Origin of the sequence: Exiguobacterium sp. s163 (genome assembly GCF_018617135.1) — a bacterium.
GTDB lineage: Bacteria > Bacillota > Bacilli > Exiguobacteriales > Exiguobacteriaceae > Exiguobacterium > Exiguobacterium profundum.
In genome coordinates this window covers 89,171-107,660 of record NZ_JACSJN010000007.1, presented here as the reverse complement: position 1 = coordinate 107,660, position 18,490 = coordinate 89,171, and the positions used below count along the sequence as shown (strand labels likewise).

18 protein-coding genes are annotated in these 18,490 nt (G+C 48.7%); 16 read left to right on the top strand and 2 right to left on the bottom strand.

What is annotated here, in order from left to right; translation table 11 throughout:
- The first annotated feature begins 62 nt into the window (after positions 1–62).
- From KNO71_RS15540 to KNO71_RS15465, 16 genes are all read left to right on the top strand, one after another.
- Positions 63–368 carry a MerR family transcriptional regulator gene (locus KNO71_RS15540; protein WP_015880942.1) on the top strand — a complete coding sequence of 102 codons (306 nt, stop codon included), beginning with the start codon at positions 63–65 and terminating at the stop codon, positions 366–368.
- 116 nt (positions 369–484) lie between these two features.
- Positions 485–1,534 (top strand): uroporphyrinogen decarboxylase, encoded by a 1,050-nt coding sequence (hemE, locus tag KNO71_RS15535; RefSeq protein ID WP_015880943.1) that lies wholly within the window; start codon positions 485–487, stop codon positions 1,532–1,534.
- Positions 1,531–2,460: a ferrochelatase gene (hemH, locus tag KNO71_RS15530; protein WP_078146425.1), complete on the top strand. Its 930-nt coding sequence runs from the start codon at positions 1,531–1,533 to the stop codon at positions 2,458–2,460. The genes hemE and hemH overlap by 4 nt, the downstream gene beginning before the upstream one ends.
- Complete coding sequence (hemG, locus tag KNO71_RS15525) at positions 2,453–3,838, top strand: protoporphyrinogen oxidase (protein WP_078146426.1); 1,386 nt, start codon at positions 2,453–2,455, stop codon at positions 3,836–3,838. Before hemH ends, hemG begins: the two co-directional genes overlap by 8 nt.
- An 87-nt stretch (positions 3,839–3,925) precedes the next feature.
- Positions 3,926–4,813 carry a Cof-type HAD-IIB family hydrolase gene (locus tag KNO71_RS15520; protein WP_078146427.1) on the top strand — a complete coding sequence of 296 codons (888 nt, stop codon included), beginning with the start codon at positions 3,926–3,928 and terminating at the stop codon, positions 4,811–4,813.
- Positions 4,814–4,884: 71 nt separating this feature from the next.
- Positions 4,885–5,874: a lipoate--protein ligase gene (gene lplA / locus KNO71_RS15515; protein ID WP_015880947.1), complete on the top strand. Its 990-nt coding sequence runs from the start codon at positions 4,885–4,887 to the stop codon at positions 5,872–5,874.
- A gap of 146 nt (positions 5,875–6,020) precedes the next feature.
- Positions 6,021–6,494 carry a PTS sugar transporter subunit IIA gene (locus tag KNO71_RS15510; RefSeq protein ID WP_214689351.1) on the top strand — a complete coding sequence of 158 codons (474 nt, stop codon included), beginning with the start codon at positions 6,021–6,023 and terminating at the stop codon, positions 6,492–6,494.
- A 100-nt stretch (positions 6,495–6,594) separates the two neighbouring features.
- Positions 6,595–8,142: a long-chain-fatty-acid--CoA ligase gene (locus KNO71_RS15505; RefSeq protein WP_078146431.1), complete on the top strand. Its 1,548-nt coding sequence runs from the start codon at positions 6,595–6,597 to the stop codon at positions 8,140–8,142.
- Positions 8,143–8,233: 91 nt separating this feature from the next.
- Complete coding sequence (locus tag KNO71_RS15500; protein ID WP_015880950.1) at positions 8,234–8,536, top strand: metal-sensitive transcriptional regulator; 303 nt, start codon at positions 8,234–8,236, stop codon at positions 8,534–8,536.
- Between the two features lie 11 nt (positions 8,537–8,547).
- Positions 8,548–10,659, top strand: coding sequence for a heavy metal translocating P-type ATPase (locus KNO71_RS15495; protein WP_078146432.1), 2,112 nt, complete (start codon positions 8,548–8,550; stop codon positions 10,657–10,659).
- Positions 10,656–10,862, top strand: coding sequence for a copper chaperone CopZ (gene copZ, locus KNO71_RS15490; RefSeq protein WP_074037662.1), 207 nt, complete (start codon positions 10,656–10,658; stop codon positions 10,860–10,862). Before KNO71_RS15495 ends, copZ begins: the two co-directional genes overlap by 4 nt.
- A gap of 311 nt (positions 10,863–11,173) precedes the next feature.
- Positions 11,174–11,836, top strand: a complete 663-nt coding sequence (locus KNO71_RS15485) for a response regulator transcription factor (RefSeq protein WP_015880954.1) — start codon at positions 11,174–11,176, stop codon at positions 11,834–11,836.
- Positions 11,836–13,203 carry a sensor histidine kinase gene (locus KNO71_RS15480; protein WP_235189242.1) on the top strand — a complete coding sequence of 456 codons (1,368 nt, stop codon included), beginning with the start codon at positions 11,836–11,838 and terminating at the stop codon, positions 13,201–13,203. Before KNO71_RS15485 ends, KNO71_RS15480 begins: the two co-directional genes overlap by 1 nt.
- A gap of 127 nt (positions 13,204–13,330) precedes the next feature.
- Positions 13,331–13,801 (top strand): competence protein ComK, encoded by a 471-nt coding sequence (locus KNO71_RS15475; protein WP_015880956.1) that lies wholly within the window; start codon positions 13,331–13,333, stop codon positions 13,799–13,801.
- An 86-nt stretch (positions 13,802–13,887) separates the two neighbouring features.
- Entirely contained in the window at positions 13,888–16,956 is a 3,069-nt protein-coding gene (locus KNO71_RS15470) for an efflux RND transporter permease subunit (RefSeq protein ID WP_214689350.1), read from the top strand.
- Between the two features lie 127 nt (positions 16,957–17,083).
- Positions 17,084–17,494 carry a hypothetical protein gene (locus KNO71_RS15465; protein ID WP_214685830.1) on the top strand — a complete coding sequence of 137 codons (411 nt, stop codon included), beginning with the start codon at positions 17,084–17,086 and terminating at the stop codon, positions 17,492–17,494.
- 28 nt (positions 17,495–17,522) lie between these two features.
- Here the strand turns inward: KNO71_RS15465 and KNO71_RS15460 are convergent, their stop codons facing one another.
- Positions 17,523–17,909, bottom strand: coding sequence for a hypothetical protein (locus KNO71_RS15460; protein WP_015880959.1), 387 nt, complete (start codon positions 17,907–17,909; stop codon positions 17,523–17,525).
- A gap of 55 nt (positions 17,910–17,964) precedes the next feature.
- A complete protein-coding gene (locus tag KNO71_RS15455; RefSeq protein ID WP_031421210.1) occupies positions 17,965–18,351 on the bottom strand; it encodes a truncated hemoglobin in 387 nt (128 codons plus the stop codon).
- Positions 18,352–18,490: the final 139 nt, after the last annotated feature.

Here is an 18,490-nt window from a genome sequence, read left to right as displayed (position 1 = left end):
ATGCTGGATTGCATTTTGTCAGATTATCTGACATAGTTTTTTTATTAAGGAGGCGAGGCTGAATGGACTACAAATCGAAGAAAGTGATCGGGATGGGTGTCGTGACTGAGTTGACGGGACTTTCAGAGCGCCAAATTCGGTATTATGAAGAAAAAGGTCTCGTCTTTCCGGAACGTACAAAAGGTGGTTCACGTAAATATTCTTTCCATGACGTGGAACGTTTAGTCGAAGTGGCGACCAAACTAGAAGATGGATGGCGAATTCAAGATATTAAAGAACGAGAACGACGATTGTCGGCGAAACAGCGGGATGATTTGATTCGGGGTCAGTTGAATTCAGCCTTCCGAACATTTCCGACAAAAAAATGACACAAAGAAAACACAATGAAAATGCTTCACATTAGCATAATTCTAATTAATTTCTGTATAATGTTTTTGAGTTCACAAACACGAGAATAAAGAATGTAGGAGAAATTTAGAGGGGAATGACGCGACGTATGAACGATACTATTTTAAAAGCGTTTAAAGGAGAGGCGACTGACTATGTACCTGTGTGGTATATGCGCCAAGCCGGACGCTACCAACCGGAATATCGAGAGATTAAAAAGACGAGGTCACTATTCGAGATCACGCATGATCCTGAACTTTGTGCATATGTCACGGAACTTCCGGTGAAACAACTCGGAGTCGACGCGGCCATTCTATATAAGGACATTATGACGCCACTTCCGTCTATGGGAGTCGATGTCGAGATCAAGAGCGGGATTGGACCGGTCATCGACAATCCGTATCGAACGATGGAAGATGTGGAACGTTTGAAACCGTTAAACCCGGAAGATATTTCATACGTTTTTGACACGATTCGTCTACTACGGGAACGACTAGAAGTTCCGCTTATCGGCTTCTCAGGCGCACCGTTCACATTGGCGAGCTATATGATCGAAGGGGGACCGTCGCGGAACTACCATCGTACGAAAGCACTCATGTATGCAGAACCGGATGTATGGAATGCATTGATGGAAAAACTCGGCGACATGGTCATCACGTATGCGAAGGCGCAAGCGGATGCCGGCATTCAAGCGTTCCAATTGTTTGATTCGTGGGTCGGGACGCTCAGCCGCAAAGATTATGCACGTTACATCAAACCGACGACGGAGCGTATCTTTAAAGAACTACGTTCACTCGACATTCCACTCATCATGCATGGTGTCGGAGCGAGCCATCAAATCGAAGAATGGCACGACCTTCCACTTGATGTGGTCGGGCTTGACTGGCGCCTGTCGGTACAGGAAGCACGGGACCGTGGTATTACAAAGGCGGTTCAAGGAAATTTAGACCCGTCGTTCTTGTTAGCTCCATGGCCGGTCATCGAAGAGAAGGTTAAGGAAATTTTAGATGAAGGAATGAAACAGCCAGGATACGTCTTCAACTTGGGACATGGGGTGTTCCCTGAAGTCGACCCGGCCGTACTCGTCAAATTGACGGCATTCATTCACGACTACTCACGCGAAAAAATGGGAGGCAACGAATCATGAAAACAGTCGGACTACTTGTCATGGCGTACGGCACACCGTACAAACCAGAAGATATCGAGCGGTATTACACGCACATTCGCTACGGACGCAAACCGTCACCGGAAGCACTCCAAGATTTGACGGAACGTTACGAAGCGATTGGTGGTGTATCTCCACTCGCAAAAATCACAATCGATCAAGCGGAGACGCTTCGTGACATCTTGAACGAGCGTCATGTAGGTGAAATCGAGTTCAAACTGTATATCGGATTGAAGCATATCGAACCGTTCGTAGAAGACGCGGTCGCGCAAATGGCGAACGACGGCATCAAAGAGGCGGTATCGGTTGTCTTAGCACCTCATTACTCGTCATATAGCGTCAAATCATACAACGGACGTGCTCATGAAGAAGCAGCGAAGTATGGCATCGACATTCGTTCGGTAGAGTCGTGGTATGATGAGCCGAAGTTTATCAAATGGTGGGCGAATGCGATTAACGATACGTATGCGTCATTGCCTGTACCGGCTGAAAAGACATGTCTCATCGTTTCAGCGCATAGTCTTCCTGAGAAAATCTTGGCTGGTGGCGACCCGTATCCGGATCAGTTGAAAGAAACAGCTGATAAAATTGCCATTGAGACAGGCGTCCCGCATTATGAGATTGGTTGGCAGTCAGAAGGAAACACGCCGGACCCATGGATTGGACCAGATGTCCAAGATTTGACGGCTGAACTTTATGAAAAGCATGGCTACGAGGCGTTCGTCTATACGCCGGTCGGCTTTGTTGCAGACCATCTCGAAGTATTGTTCGATAACGACGTCGAGTGTAAAGTTGTCTGTGACCGCCTCGGTGTTCACTACGCACGTCCGGCTATGCCAAATGCAGAGCGAAGCTTCATCGAAGCCATCGCGGATCGAATGGAAAGCGTGATTGTGCATCATGCGTAAATTCACGATTGTCGGTGGTGGGATCACAGGTCTCACCGCCGCTTTTTATGCAGAGCGTTATTTGCCGGAAGACGTGACCATCACGTTGCTCGAGGCGACGGATCGCCTCGGAGGAAAGATTGATACGTATGAAACGGGCGAGTTTGCGGTGGAACGTGGTCCGGACTCGTATGTCTTTCGTAAGACTGCGATGACGGAATTGATTGAAGACGTCGGTTTAGGCGATGAACTCGTTCGCAATGGAGTCGGTCAAGCTTACGTTCTTCATCATGACGGGCTCCACCCGATTCCGAAACAGACGGTGATGGGCATCCCGCTCGACGTCAATGCGTTTCGTGAGACGACGTTGCTTTCGGAAGAAGAGCACGAGGACTTGAAGCAGATGTTGCTGTCCCCTCCAGATGTAAAAGCGCCAGACTCGGACGTCTCACTCGGCCTCTACCTTCGTGAGCGTGTCGGGGACCCAATCGTCGACCGATTGATTGAACCGTTACTCTCTGGTATCTATGCTGGAGACATCGATCAAATGAGTGCGATGTCGACATTCCCGCAGTTCATCGAGGGAGAAAAGAAATACGGCAACTTGTATGAAGGGATGCGACACTTACGACCGGAACAACGAGTCGCAGAAGTCGGGGCAAAGAAGGTCGGTCAGTTCGCTTCGTTGAAACGTGGACTCAAGTCACTGACAGACCGCTTGGCAGAACGGTTGGAACGTACTGAAATCGTATTAAACTGTTCCGTCGAACAAGTATCCGAACGTGAGGACGGGTACCGCCTCTTCACGAATCGCGGAGATATCGACACGGACCATCTCGTGTTGACGGTCCCACCGCGCCTCATTCGTCAGTTCCTCCCGAAAGTCGACAGTGACTTTTTGGCGGACATGAAGCCACATGCGACGGCCACATGCTCGCTTGTCTTCAAAGAAGCGGATATTGAGCTTCCTTTCGTCGGGACAGGGTTCGTGACGAGTCAAGAAGCGGATGTGACAATCACGGCATGTACGTTCATCGACCAGAAATGGCCACATGCGGTGCCGGAAGGATATCACGTCCTTCGTGTCTTTTTAGGTCGTCCGGGGGCAGATGATATTGTCGAAGCATCCGATGAAGAAATCATCGAGACGGCATTACACGATCTCCGTGGCCTGATGCGCATTCATCGTGAACCGATTCAAACCGTCGTCAGTCGACTCCGTGATGGACTGCCTCCTTATGCGGTCTTTCATGCGGACCGTGTCAAAGCACTCCGAGCCGAGATGAGCCGGGTATATCCAGGCGTCATTCTCGCAGGAATCGCCTATGACGGAATTGGGATGCCGGACTGTGTGAAGAGTATTCGGGAACAAGTGAAGGCATTGCGTGAAAAAAATTGAGATTTGATGAAGGGAGGGTTCGGATTGTTCCGCAACCCTCTCTTTTTGTTATAGTTAGAAGCGAAAGAGAAAAAGGAGTGATGGAAGATGGCAACGTATAAACTTTTTGTATCAGACATGGACGGTACGATTTTGCACAACCACACCAAAATCGCGGATGAGACAGCGGAGATCGTTCGTGAAGCAGAGGCGGCAGGAATTCGCTTTGCGATTGCGACGGGGCGCAACTATGTGAATGCGAAACAGATTTTAGACGAGGTCGGACTCTCTTGCCCAATCGTATCGTCGAATGGGGGACGCGTGCTCGACACGTCGGGAGAAGTCCTTCACGAAATCGATTTGACGATTGATGAGGCGCTTCAAGTCATCAATGTTCTTCATCAAGATGACAAGTATGCGGACGTCTTTTATGAAATGTACACAGAAGCGGGACCCGTAGCGAGCCGTGGTGACTTGATTGAAGCGTCGATGAAAAACTTGAAAGCGAATGGTGACGACCGCTCGCTCGAGATGTACGAATTCTTTAAGAATCGCTATTACGTCAACGAAGACGTCAAAATTGTTGATGACATTGAGAACTTTATCCGACAAGAAGCGGGACGTGTCTACAAGTTCATCGCTTTCTCGAGCCACCTTGAGAAAATGAACGGACTTTGGAAAGAAATCGAAGACCAAGTCGAAGGGGTGTATGTCACATCTTCAGGCAATGACAACATCGAAGTGATGGCACACGGTGCAGATAAAGGGAACGGTGTGACAAAACTTGCCGAACATTATGGTATCGATTTATCTGAAGTCGTCGTCATCGGGGATAACTTGAATGACGTGCCGATGTTCAAAGTGGCCGGAAAAGGAATTGCGATGGGCAATAGCCACGAAGACTTGATTGCCATCAGTGACCATGTCACCGAACGTCATGATGAGTATGGTGTGGCGAACGCATTGAAGCGCGTGATGACAGGTGAGTGGAAGTAAAAGATTTGTCGAGAACTCGTCTCGTTTCGTATAATACGAGTAACGAACATCCGACTAGGAGGAAATAAACTGTGAAATTTATTTTTAATCCGGATATCCGCGACCCGAAGATTAACTTGGCGGTCGAAGAGTATATCCTTAAACATCTGAACGTCGATCATGAAGATTACTTCCTGTTCTATATTAACGGTCCATCCATCATCATCGGGAAGAACCAAAACACATCAGAAGAAGTCAACTTGAAGTACATCGAAGAGAATGGCATCGATGTCGTTCGACGTCTCTCTGGTGGGGGCGCCGTCTATCACGATGAAGGGAACTTGAACTTCAGCTTCATCACAAAAGACGATGGCAACTCGTTCAACAACTATAAGAAGTTCACACAACCGATCGTGGATGCGCTTCGTAACCTCGGTGTCGAGGCAGAGCTGACGGGTCGTAACGACATTCAGGTCGGTGAGCGTAAAATCAGCGGGAACGCCCAATTCACGACGCGTGGACGCATGTTCAGCCACGGGACGCTCATGTTCAACTCGAACATCGAAGAGGTCGTGAACTCGCTTAACGTCTCGGAAGAGAAAATGCGTTCAAAAGGAATCAAGTCCGTTCGTAGCCGTGTGGCGAACATCACTGAATTTTTAGAGCGTGAGATGGAGATGGAACATTTCGTCGAGGCGCTCCTCCATTCGATTTATGATGGAGAACAACCGGAACGCTATGTACTTCGTGACGAGGATTGGGAAATCGTCCATGATATCTCGAAAGAACGCTATGCGAACTGGGACTGGAACTTTGGGAAGTCACCGAAGTTCGACGTCGAGTCGAAACGTCGTTTCCCAATCGGAACAATCGATGTCCGCTTGAACGTCAACAAAGGGACGATCACAGAAGCGAAAATTTACGGAGATTTCTTTGGTGTCGGTGACATCCAAGACGTCGAGCAAGCGCTCGTTGGGACGCGTTTCGAACGTGCGGCCATCCGTGAGCAATTGATGCAACTCGATTTGAAACATTACTTCGGAAATGTCGAGCTCGAGGAATTAGTCGATTTGATTAGTTAAGTTAGTCATGGCGGTCTCTACGGAGGTCGCCTTTTTTGGCAGTTTCGTGAACGTTGATCATACGGATTGCGCCTCGATGGGAGAAGGCGTATCATAATTTGTGCAAGCGTTTTCGTAGCGGCTGATTAAAAATAGGAGGAATCACTATGTATCGAAGGCTCAGTGAATGGATGGACCCGAGTCGGATGTGGGTGACGGAACAATCGACGTTTGAACGTGCGATGATGGCGGTAGGTCTTGAATTGGAACGAAAAGGCATGGTCAGTTCTTCATTTACGCGAGTCGTTCTCGATCAAGAAACGATCATTCCTTCCGGGGTAAGTGATGTCGCTGTGCCGGTTGCGGTCATCGATGTTCCTATCTCTATAGCGAAACGAGACGGTATTTCTCTTCTTCATCTGCTGAACACGTGTAAAGTAAAAACCATCACGGGAGAAACGATTCAAGCGAAAGCGATATTATTAATTACGGCTACGAATGAATCAAAGAAACAAAGCTATCATAAACTGATTGATGATTTGCTCATGGATGATGAATCCCTTCAAGCGCTCGTACACGTGAAAAGTCGCGCCGGATTGTTCCACTTACAGGCGAATTTTTTGGAAGCGTTTTCTTATTGAAACATTTCATGTACAATAGAAGTAATTGAAAAGAGCGCGGACAACGTGCTCTTTTTTATGGCTCAAAAGTGAATCATCATTCATTTAAAGGGGGATTACCATGGCAAACTTAGTCAAGTCACTACAAGAAGTAGTGATGGCTCACCCGCAGAAAGCAGCGTATGTGTTTGGGGAAGACACGGTGAGTTACGGACAGTTTTATGGGCAAGTCAAGGCGATGGCGTCGACGCTTGAGCAAAAAGGGATTGGACAAGGCGATCACGTCGCTCTCGTTCTCGGAAACAGCCCTGCGTTCCTGATTGCATATTTCGCAGTGTTGTCACGTGGAGGGGTCGTCATTCCGATCAACCCTACATACACGCCTGATGAAATGGCCTACATTCTACTTGATGGGGATGTAAAGGGAATCGTTGGCTTATCACCGCTCGTCGCGCAGGCGGAAGCGGCACTCACGAAGTTGCCTCACTTAAAACTCGTGATTTCCGTTCCATATGCCGATGTTCCAGCATTGAAGCGGGAAGGGACGATTGAATTCATCCCATTCGCAGAAGCGTTTGCCGAAACAGAAGGAACGTTCATCGAAGTCGACGAGGATGAAGTTGCCGTCATCCTCTATACGAGTGGGACGACCGGAAAACCGAAAGGGGCTCTGCTCACGCATCGAAACTTGTTCTCAAACGCACATTCAATCGGAGAGTATTTAGACATCACTCCAGAGGATAAGGCATTGGCGGCATTGCCGATGTTCCACGTCTTCTGTTTGACGGTCATCGTCAATGCACCACTCCTTCGAGGGGCGACGATTGTCATCTTACCGAAGTTCTCACCACAAGATGTGTTCGATCTAGTACCAAAGCACCGTGTGACGTTATTTGCCGGTGTGCCGACGATGTACAATTTCTTGTTACAGACGGCAATGAAAGTACCGGCCTACACGTCTGCATTGAAGCATGTTCGCGTGTTCGTCTCAGGCGGAGCAAGCTTACCAGTTCAATTGCTCGAGTCATTTGAGCAGATGTTTGAGTGCAAGATTCTTGAAGGATACGGTCTGTCGGAGGCGTCACCGGTCACCTGCTTCAACCCGCTCCATGGCGAGCGTAAAGCAGGGTCAATCGGCCCTTCCATCGTTCATGTCGAAAATAAAGTCGTCGACGAGCTTGGGGAAGAAGTCGGCGTCGGTGAAGTCGGAGAGTTGATTGTACGAGGACCGAACGTCATGAAAGGGTATTACAAATTACCGGAAGAAACGATGATGACACTTCGGGACGGATGGCTCTATACGGGCGATTTGGCTCGACGTGACGAGGATGGTTACTTCTATATCGTCGACCGGAAAAAGGATATGGTCATCGTCGGGGGATATAACGTATACCCTCGTGAGGTAGAGGAAGTATTGTATCAACATCCGGATATCGTTGAAGCTGCCGTCATCGGTGTACCGGATGCGGAGCAAGGAGAAGCGGTGAAGGCATTCGTTGTCACGAAACATGACGGTGTCACGAAAGAAGAGATCCGTGCATATACACAAACAAAGTTAGCGAAATATAAGCAGCCGACTTATATTGAGATTATCGAGGAACTTCCGCGAAACACGACTGGAAAGATTTTACGAACGGTCTTGAAGAGCGAAGCGTTTCAAAATAGTTGAGTAGAGAGGGGCGACTACGAGTCGTTCCTTTTTTATCTTTTCGTTTGACACTGTTAGGGGGTAGGGGTATATTAGTGGTGAGGTGATCAACATGGATGAATTTATGCATGACCAACCACTCGTTCCGCGTGATGATGCCGAACGGGAGGCACTCGGGAAACGTCTAAAACGAATCGAAGGACAAGTCCGAGGGATTCAAAAAATGGTCGAGAACGACCGCTATTGTGTCGATATTTTGACTCAGACGTCAGCCATTCAGGCCGCTCTGAAGCAAGTCGAGATGCAACTGTTAGAGCGTCATATGCGCAAGTGTTTGGTTCACGCAAGCGAGACGGAAAACATGGAACCTTACATTGATGAGTTGATGACGATCGTCAGCCGCATCAAAAAATAAGGAGGGATGTCATGAAAACCGTTGAGTTATCCATACAAGGAATGACCTGTGCGGCTTGTTCGGCACGAATTGAAAAAGTATTGAATAAGATGGACGGAGTGGAAGCGACGGTCAACCTTCCGCTTGAGACGGCGACCATTCGTGTCGATGAAGGCATTACAGAAGAAGAGCTGATTGCGCGGATTGAGAAAATCGGATACGGGGCCGAGCCGAAAGTAGAGATGGCGCCGCCGCATGACTTACGTCCATTACAGCGGAAGGTCATCATCTCTGCACTGTTGTCGGCCCCATTACTCCTCGTCATGTTGACGCATATCCCGGGACTCGGATTTCATGCACCATGGCTGATGAACCCATGGTGGCAATTCGCCCTGGCGACCCCCGTTCAGTTTTGGATTGGGGCGCAGTTTTATCAAGGGGCATATAAGAGCTTGAAGAGCGGTTCGGCGAACATGGACGTGCTCGTCGCGACGGGGACATCGGCCGCATACTTCTATTCCATTTTTGAAATGATTGTGCACCCGATGAATCCACATCTTTATTTTGAGACGAGTGCCGTCCTCATCACGCTCGTCTTACTTGGGAAGTGGTTAGAAGGACGAGCGAAAGAGAAGACGACCGATGCGTTGAAATCACTCTTGTCGCTTCAGGCGAAAGAAGCCATCCTGTTCGTTGATGGTGAAGAACGGTCTGTCGCTGTCGAACTCGTCAAAGTAGGAGACGTCCTCGTCGTGCGTCCGGGAGAGAAAATTCCGGTCGATGGACGGATCATTGAGGGAGAGACAGTCATCGATGAATCGATGTTGACAGGAGAATCGATTCCAGCGGAGAAGACGGTCGACGCCGAAGTCGTCGGCGGAACGATCAATCAGTCCCATCGTATTCTCATGCGTGCGGAACGAGTCGGGAAAGAGACGATGCTCGCTCAAATCGTACGTGTCGTCGAACAGGCACAAACGGATAAGGCGCCGATTCAACGTCAGGCTGACCGCATCTCGGGTGTCTTCGTGCCGATTGTCGTAGCCATCAGTGCCCTCACATTCGCGGTCTGGGCATTCCTATTAAATGATATCGATACGGCCATTCGGGCATCGATTGCCGTACTTGTCATCGCTTGTCCGTGTGCCCTTGGTTTGGCAACGCCGACATCGATCATGGTCGGAACGGGACGAGCGGCAGAGCAAGGTGTGTTGTTCAAAGGTGGGGGACAACTCGAATCACTCAATGAATCAAACATCGTTGTTTTTGATAAGACAGGGACATTGACGAATGGGACACCGGAAGTGGTGGAAACGTTCGGAGATGAAGCGATGCTCCGCCGTGCCGTCATGGCAGAACGGCAATCGACGCATCCTTTGGCAGCTGCCATCGGCCGGGAAGTCGGCGACGGTGTCGTGACGAAAGTGGAAGAGTTAGCCGGACGAGGAGTCAAAGCGGTCGTTGATGGGAAAGAACTCATCATCGGGTCTGTTCGAATGATGGAAGAGCTCGGATACAACTTGCCAGATTGGTCGATGGGGGCGATGACCCCGGTCTACGTTGCGGATGAGAGCGGGATTGTCGCGGCGTTCGGGCTACAAGATCAATTGAAACCGAAAAGTCGTGAAGTCGTGCAAGCCCTTAGTCAAACGCGTGACGTGTACGTCTTGACGGGTGACCGGAAAGAAGTCGCCTACGCGATTGCCGACGAACTTGGCATCCCTCATCATCAAGTGATTGCCGAAGTCCTTCCGGTTGAAAAGGCGGACCAAATCGAACGCTTAAAACAATCCGGTCGCGTTGCCATGGTAGGGGACGGCATGAACGATGCCCCGGCACTTGCGGTGGCGGACGTTGGGATCGCATTCGGGAGCGGTACGGATGTCGCACTCGAGGCGGCAGATGTTACAATTGTAGGGCAAGACATTGAAGGCGTGAGTCGAGCGATGAATATGAGTCGTTTGACGATGAAGAACATTCGTCAAAACTTGTTCTGGGCCCTTGCCTATAATAGTCTTGGTATCCCGGTCGCTGCAGCAGGGTTACTTGCCCCATGGATTGCTGGAGCAGCGATGGCGTTCAGTTCGGTGTCTGTCGTCTTGAACGCATTACGATTAAAAACACAAGGAGGATCATCATCATGAAAGAAACAACGTTAACCGTAGAAGGTATGACATGTAATCATTGCAAAGCTGCCGTTGAAGGAGCATTAAATGAATTGAATGGTGTCGAATCAGCGACGGTATCGCTTCAAGAGCATCGAGTCGACGTGATCCATCAAGATTCTGTCTCACTTGAGACGATGGTGGAAGCAGTCGAAGAACAAGGATACGACGTAAAAGCATAATCATGGTAAGTCCCGAGTGAAATCGGGACTTTTTTTGTGGTATTCAATGAATAGGATGTGTGCTATATTTAAGTTGATAATGAGAATCGGTATCAACGGGAGGCGGACATCATAGAAATGATCATGATCAGTGGAGTGTTGGCGATGATTAGTGGGGGCGCGGCATTTTTGACGCAACAGTTACGAACAAATTCAGTACGCTGAAGAAGGTGCGATTTCGTTGCCTTCTTTTTTCTTTGACTTCATTTCTTTCCCATCATTTCACGACAATTGTTTGATATGATGAGAAAAAACGTGTTGAGGTGACTTGAATGTATACAATCTACTTAGTCGACGATGAAGCAAACTTAAATAAAATGCTCGTCACGTATCTAGAACAGGAAGGATACAACGTTCGCTCATTTGCGGATGGGACATCTGCACAAGAAGCGATTCCAGATCAACCGGATTTGTGGGTGCTCGATATCATGTTGCCAGACCTGGATGGCTTTCAATTGTTGAAACAAATCAAAGCCGTCAATGCGAATACGCCGACGATTTTCATCTCGGCGCGCGATGAGGATATCGACAAAATCATCGGACTCGAGATGGGTTCGGATGACTACATCGCCAAACCGTTCCTTCCAAGGGAACTTGTCATCCGTGTCAAAAAATTGATTGATCGTGTCTACGGTTCGAAGTCGAACGAGCATATCGAATACGGAGAGTACACCATTTATCCGGATAAACGTCTGATCAAGCACGGAGATGAAGAGATCGATTTGACTTCGAAAGAATTTGATTTACTGCTACTCTTCCTTGAACATCCGGGCTCCGCGTTGTCGCGTGAGCAAATTTTAGAAGGTGTTTGGGGGAATGATTATTTCGGATCGGACCGCGTCGTCGATGACTTGGTGCGTCGTGTCCGAAAGAAATTGCATCGCCTTGAGCTCGAAACGCTTTATGGTATCGGCTACCGTCTCGTCAGACCATGATGGACGCGCTTAAACCGAAACGTCTCATGTGGAAGATTTGGGTGCTCATCTTACTCATCATCGTGACGCTTGCGCTCATGATCTTGATTACGGTCCGTTCATCCATCACCCAGTTCATCGATGAACAAGTGTATGAGACGTTACGAGATGTGGACTATTATTTAGGGAACACGAATGAGTTAGAGAACTATCCCCAAAACCCGATTGAGTATGACCGACGCCAACAGGAGTCCCGTTCGGTCAACCAATTGATCTTTCTCCCGAACGGACGGATCATCTACGGATCGGCCCCGCTTGAATTGACGAACCGCATGTATCAGGAAGCGTTAAATCAAAGTGGTCAGGTCGAGCGGTATCAGACGACAATTGATGGGGAAGACGTCTATTACATCATTCGTCAAAATGAGTACGATGGAACGATTGTGTATCAGGCCTCCTACGCTTGGGATGCCTATCGTCGTGAGTTGGTGTCGACATTATACTGGCGAATCTCGATTCTGATTGGCATCATCAGCCTCTTGTCACTGATTCCAGCTTTATTGATGTCGCGTCAACTGACGAAACCGATTGTGGAGATGGAACGGGCCGTTGAGAAGATTTCGAATCGACAGTGGGAGACCGCTTTACCATTAGATCGTCAAGATGAACTCGGTCAGTTGGCCCATTCGATTGATGCCATGCGTAAGGAATTAAAAGAGCAGGATTTGGCACAACAAGCGTTGCTTCAAAACATATCGCATGACTTAAAGACACCGATCATGGTCATTCGAGGATATGCCCAATCGATTGGGGACGGTATTTATCCGACAGGAGACTTGAAAGGTTCTGCCGAGGTCATTGATGAGGAAGCGTCTCGACTCGAAAAGAAAGTCGTCGATTTGTTGTACGTCACAAAACTTGAATATTTCAAGGGACAGGAAATGAAACTTGAACCAATTAATCTCGACAAGTTGATGGAACTGCTCGTCGCGCGCTTCAAACTTAGAGGCCAGCTCGATTGGGAAATCAATGGCGAAGGCGGCGAGATGCTTGGAGACGGGGAACAGATCCGGGTCGCATTTGAGAACGTGCTCGACAATGCACTCCGTTACGCGGAATCTTGCATTCGCATCGACCTCCACCAAGATGACGCTGGCGTTGAAATCACCATCTTTAACGACGGACCGCCAGTTGATGAGAGTTTAGACTTGTTCCACCAATTCTCTCGAGGGAAGCAAGGGAAGTTCGGACTCGGTCTGTTCATCGTGCAGCGAATTGTGACACTTCACACAGGGGAAGTGTCTCTACGAAATACAGGAGACGGAACAGCAGTGCGATTTTACTTTCCCCGACTCAAGTCGAACCAACCTTTAAATTCGAATGCTTGATTTTCAAAACCAGCCAGGAAACGGCTGGTTTTTTCATGGGAAATAGACAAAAGCCGATTTGCGAGGCGCATCGAATCCTGGTATGAATGACATGTAAGTCATTACATACGTTATGGGGGATGAAAAGATGAGCAGATTGACCAATGAAACGAGAGCTTTAATTCCTGTATTTAACGAGTTTGGCGAAGCGGAAACACTTGTGTATCAACCAGAAGGCGTCATGCGAGTAAAAGGGTCGCCAATCGACTTATTAGAACACGCGTGTCTATACTACGGGTCGAGCATTCAAGGTCGAATCGAGGCAGCGCGACACGTCCTCGGACCACATCGAAAGACACCGGTCGTCATGGATTGGCATGCGGATGCCGTCTTCTTTCCGACGATTGCCAAAGAAAGTCCAGATTGTGCGTGGATCAACTTTCAACACGTGACGGCCATCAAGAAAGACGGAAAAGAGACTCTCATTCAGTTTTTGACGGGGGAATCGGTCAAGGTTCACGTATCTGATCATACCGTGTCGAGACAAAAACAACGGTCAATCGAATTATCGTACGCTTTTCAAAAACGTTTCCATGACAGCACATTGCAACACGCTTAAGGATTGAATTCAATGACAAACCCCTCTATGATGAAGAAGAGATATCATATGTGTATTTGCACATCTTCCGAAAGCGAGGGGTTTTTATGTTTTTTGAAAAAATGATTGAGCGAGGGAAACTGGTTATCGTGTTTCTTCTCGTCGCAATCGTCGTGGGTGTGCTGACGTTCTTCCAGCTCCCTAAACGTGAGATTCCGGAAACCGGGATCAATATCGTACTCGTTCAAACACCGTATCCTGGTGCGACAGCGGAAACGGTTGAACGGAATGTTACCGGCGTGTTAGAAGAGGAACTACGTAGTTTAGAAGGAGTAGAGAACGTGACGTCGATCTCGGCTTCAGAGTTCTCGAACATCACGGTCGAATACGCAGACGGCACCGACCAGGAAGAGTTTCAGGCGAACGTTCGACAAGCGTTGTCGGATGCGACGCCTAAACTTCCTGAAAACGCGCTTGCGCCAACGGTCAATGATTCACTCGGGCAGTTACCTGTCGCATCGTATTTATTGACAGCAGACGATCGTGGATCATTTGAGGATGTTCGATCAGACATCGAACAATTAGAGTCGAAACTTTTGCGAACGGATGGCGTGACGGGAGTCACGATCAAAGGGTTACCAGAGCAGGAGTATGTCGTGTCACTTGACTCGGAAGAGCTGAGTTCACGTCAACTTGCCTTTCCTGATGTGTTAACGGCCATTAACGAAGAATACAAGACGACACCGCTCGGCCGTCAATCGACTGAAGAGGGGATTTATCAACTAGCAATCGATAACTTGACGAATGTAGACGATATGGAGCAAGTCATCGTCGGCTCATTCAATGGGGAACCGGTCTTACTAGCAGATGTCGGGACGGTCGAAGAGACAGCGAAAAGTGAAACCGATCTCGTTTCATTAGACGGAAAGCCGGCTGTTTCGATCACAGTTCCGATTGAATCAGGCTTGGATATTCCAACGATGCAAGACCGTGTCAACGAGGTAGTCGAAGATGGTCTTGGAGACTTAGACGGTTTTGAACTCGTTCCATATTATGAGCAGGCAAAAGCCGTCGATGCGATTTTCTCGTCATTGACACGCGAGTTCATTATCGCCATTATCGCCGTCATTGCCGTGACGACGATTGGTCTAACATTCTCTGGCTCGATTATCGTCAGTCTGGCAATTCCGTTGTCATTCTTGATCGCCTTGATCCCGTTACAGTTCACCGGGGTCGATTTGAACCAAATCTCGATTATCGGGGCAATCATCGCCTTAGGGATCTTGGTTGATGATGCGATTGTCGTCAATGACAACATCTTACGACGTTATCGTAACGGAGACTCGGCGATGCTTGGAGCAGTCCGAGGAACGAAAGAGGTATGGGGCTCGATTGTCACGTCGACACTCGCGGTCGTCTTTGCTTTCCTTCCGCTCACCTTGCTATCGGGCGCAAACGGTAACTTCATTCGCGCCTTGCCGACGGTTCTAGCCCTCTCTGTCTTGGCCTCGATGGTCATCAGTTTGACGCTCGTACCGATTGCGCAGTATCGTTTGAATCGTAAAGAAGTGAAAGTATCAAAACGTGAACCAGGTTGGCTCGGCGGACCGCTCAACCGACTCAGTAATTTCTACGCCGACCGCCTCTTACCGAGTGTCGCGAAGCGTCCGTGGACGTTTGGAATTGTCGGATTTGTCATCACGACGGCATTGTACGGTTTGATTTTACTCACGCCGTTTGAGTTCTTCCCAGCCGCGAACCGTCCGGAAGTCGTGACGAGTGTGACCTTCCCCGTTCAAACGGATTTGGAAGAGACAGAGACACGTCTTGAAGAAATTGAAGCGAGATTTAAAGAAGAAGAGGGTGTCGTGGAAACATCCGTCTTCGCTGGAGGCGGTCTCCCTGGTTTATTCACGGGTGGACTCGATCAGTCAGGTGAAAACACGGGACAAGTGGTCGTTCGTGTCGACAACGAATCAATCGATGCCATCGAATTGATTGATAAGTATACGAACGTGTTGCGTGAAGACTATCCGGACGCCGAAATTTTCTTAGATACGCAACAACAAGGACCGCCGGCATCCGCACCTGTCGAATTCACGATGCGCAGCGAGACGATTGATCAACTCGTGGCTGCACGTGACCAAGTGAAAGCCGACCTTGAAGAAATTGACGGGGCCATCGTCCTCGATAATATTAAAGAACCGTTCCAAACACTCACATACGAATTAAATCGTGAGGAAATGGCACGGGCTGGCGTGACGGCAAAAACAATCAGTGACCAAATTCGTCTCGTCACAGACGGTGTTCCAATTGGTACATTCGATGACGGAGTGGAACAGCGTGACGTGAAAATCGTCATTGATGCAGAGGCGAACCGCGAAGCACTCGCCCTTGACGAGATTTTAATTCCTGTCCAAACAGAAGCAGGTCCGCCCGTTGCCCCACTTAGTACGTTCGTGACGGAAACGACAACAGAACAAATTCAGCAGATTCCTCGTGAGAATGGGGAGCGTTCGGTCACACTCCAAATCTATGCGAGCGAAGACATGGATGAAGAGAAATTTAAACAAGATGTCGAGCAGGTGTTGGATGATGCGAAGTCGGGGTTAGAGGATGAAGGGATTACGTTCGACCAGTCCGGTGCGAGCGACACGCAGAACGAGTTCTTCTTAGAGCTTGCGACATTGTTCGTCGTCGTCTTATTCTTGATTTACTTGATCATCGCATTCCAGTTCAACTCACTCTCGTTGCCATTACTCGTCTTGTTCACAATCTATCTCGCAATCGCTGGAGCGGTCGTCGGATTGTTCGTGACTCAGACACCGTTCAGTTTCATGGCATCGATGGGGATGGTCTCGCTTGCGGGAATCGTCGTCCGGAACGCAGTCGTCCTGTTCGAGTTTATCGAACAACGCATTCGTGAAGGATTACCGGTCACGACCGCCGTTTACGAAGCAGGGCGCGCTCGGATTCGTCCGATTCTCTTGACGGCGCTCACGGCAGTCGTTGCCCTCTTACCAGTCGCACTTGGGGAAGACCCGCTCTTCAAACCGCTTGCGATCGGCATCGTATCGGGTATTCTATTCTCGACTGTATTGACTCTCGTTCTTGTTCCGGCGTACTACCTGATTTTGGCGAAACGTCGTCATAAGGACAAACCGTTTACAGAATGATTTAGCTTGAAGATGTGATGCCGTATGGTGTCACATCTTTTTTTGAACCATTTGTCACATGTTTTGGGTGATGTTGTATGGGTATAATTAGAAGAGAGGTTTTGAACAGTATGGGAGGGAATTGAAGATGAACGATTCATATACTTGGCTCAATCGCCGCAAAGTACGACCAGCGTACAGTGTGACCGGGAGCCGTTCGTGGTCGAGTGAACGCGTCGTTCGACCAGATCGCGCACGTGGGAAGGTGGTACGTGATGTGAAACGTGTACGTCGTCCGTACGTAGACGAATACGGCAATCGTCGCTGGGCAACGGGACGTGTGGTCGTCACGGATGCATCACGCAAAGCGCGGGCGCATGGACATGGCGATACAGCCGTACAATTAGAGTTCTCGACACCAACACCATATGAACGTGTGAAAGAGATGATTCCAACGAAACGTGTTCTCGTTCCGGTCGTTGCTGGACTCGCGGTCGTCGGTGGGATTGCCGGTGTCGCCTATGCACTTCGCAAAAAGAAGCGGAATAAGAAGAACTAAAAAAATCGCCGAAATTTCGGCGATTTTTTTAGTTGAAGCGTTCAGCGAGGATGCGCTCGAGTTCACGTTGACCGAGTTCACGCATTTCTGCTTCATTCTCTTCATCGTATGCATCATCCGAGAAGCGGCCGACAAATTCAACCTTGCCGTTACCGAGTTCACGGAACACTAAGTTTTTGCGATCGTTGTAAAAGACGACACGGTATTCACGACCATTTTCATGATCGTAGTTGAAGACGCCTTTGATGTGGTCCATGTTCTTCTCTTCGGGCTGATCCTCATCATCGTCCTCATCTTCTTCTGCTTCAGCAGCTTCATTAGCTTCATCAAGCGCGTCGGCGAGGACTACCGTTTCTTCTTTTTCTTCCGTCTCTTCCTCAGATGAGACGACTTCTTTTTTTTCTTCTTCTGTCATGTGAAACGACCTCCTTTGCTTACTTTCCTATCATACCCACTTTTTATAGTTGTGACTACTCAAAATGATGCGAACAAACACGGACGACATTCGAAGATGACATGATCAACCGTTGAAATAGCTGACGCTTGATCGATTCCGGGGCATCCACGGTCTTGAGCGCCTGTTCCATACATCCAAGCCAATGGCCGGCATGTGTCTCGGAAATGGGATGCTCATGATGAATCATCGCCAAGTTTCCACCGCCACGACGTTCAGAATACAACTTTGGACCGCCGAGCAACTGTGTTAAAAATTCAAATTGGTGCTGTTTGACTCGATCTTGATCTTCCGGAAATAGTGGAAGTAAAATTGGGTCGGCATAGACGAGGTCATAAAACGCGTCAACGAGTTGTTGTACACCACGTTCGCCTCCAAATTGTTCATAGGCACTCACATACATCCCCCCTCATACGTTCAGTCTAATCGATTTCAATCGAAAAAGGGAATGATGTAGGCTGCTACTTTTTTGAATAAGGTATAGAAGAGGTTTCCCTCTACAAATGCTTAGGGATGGTTCATAATGAAGAAAAAAGGGAAGG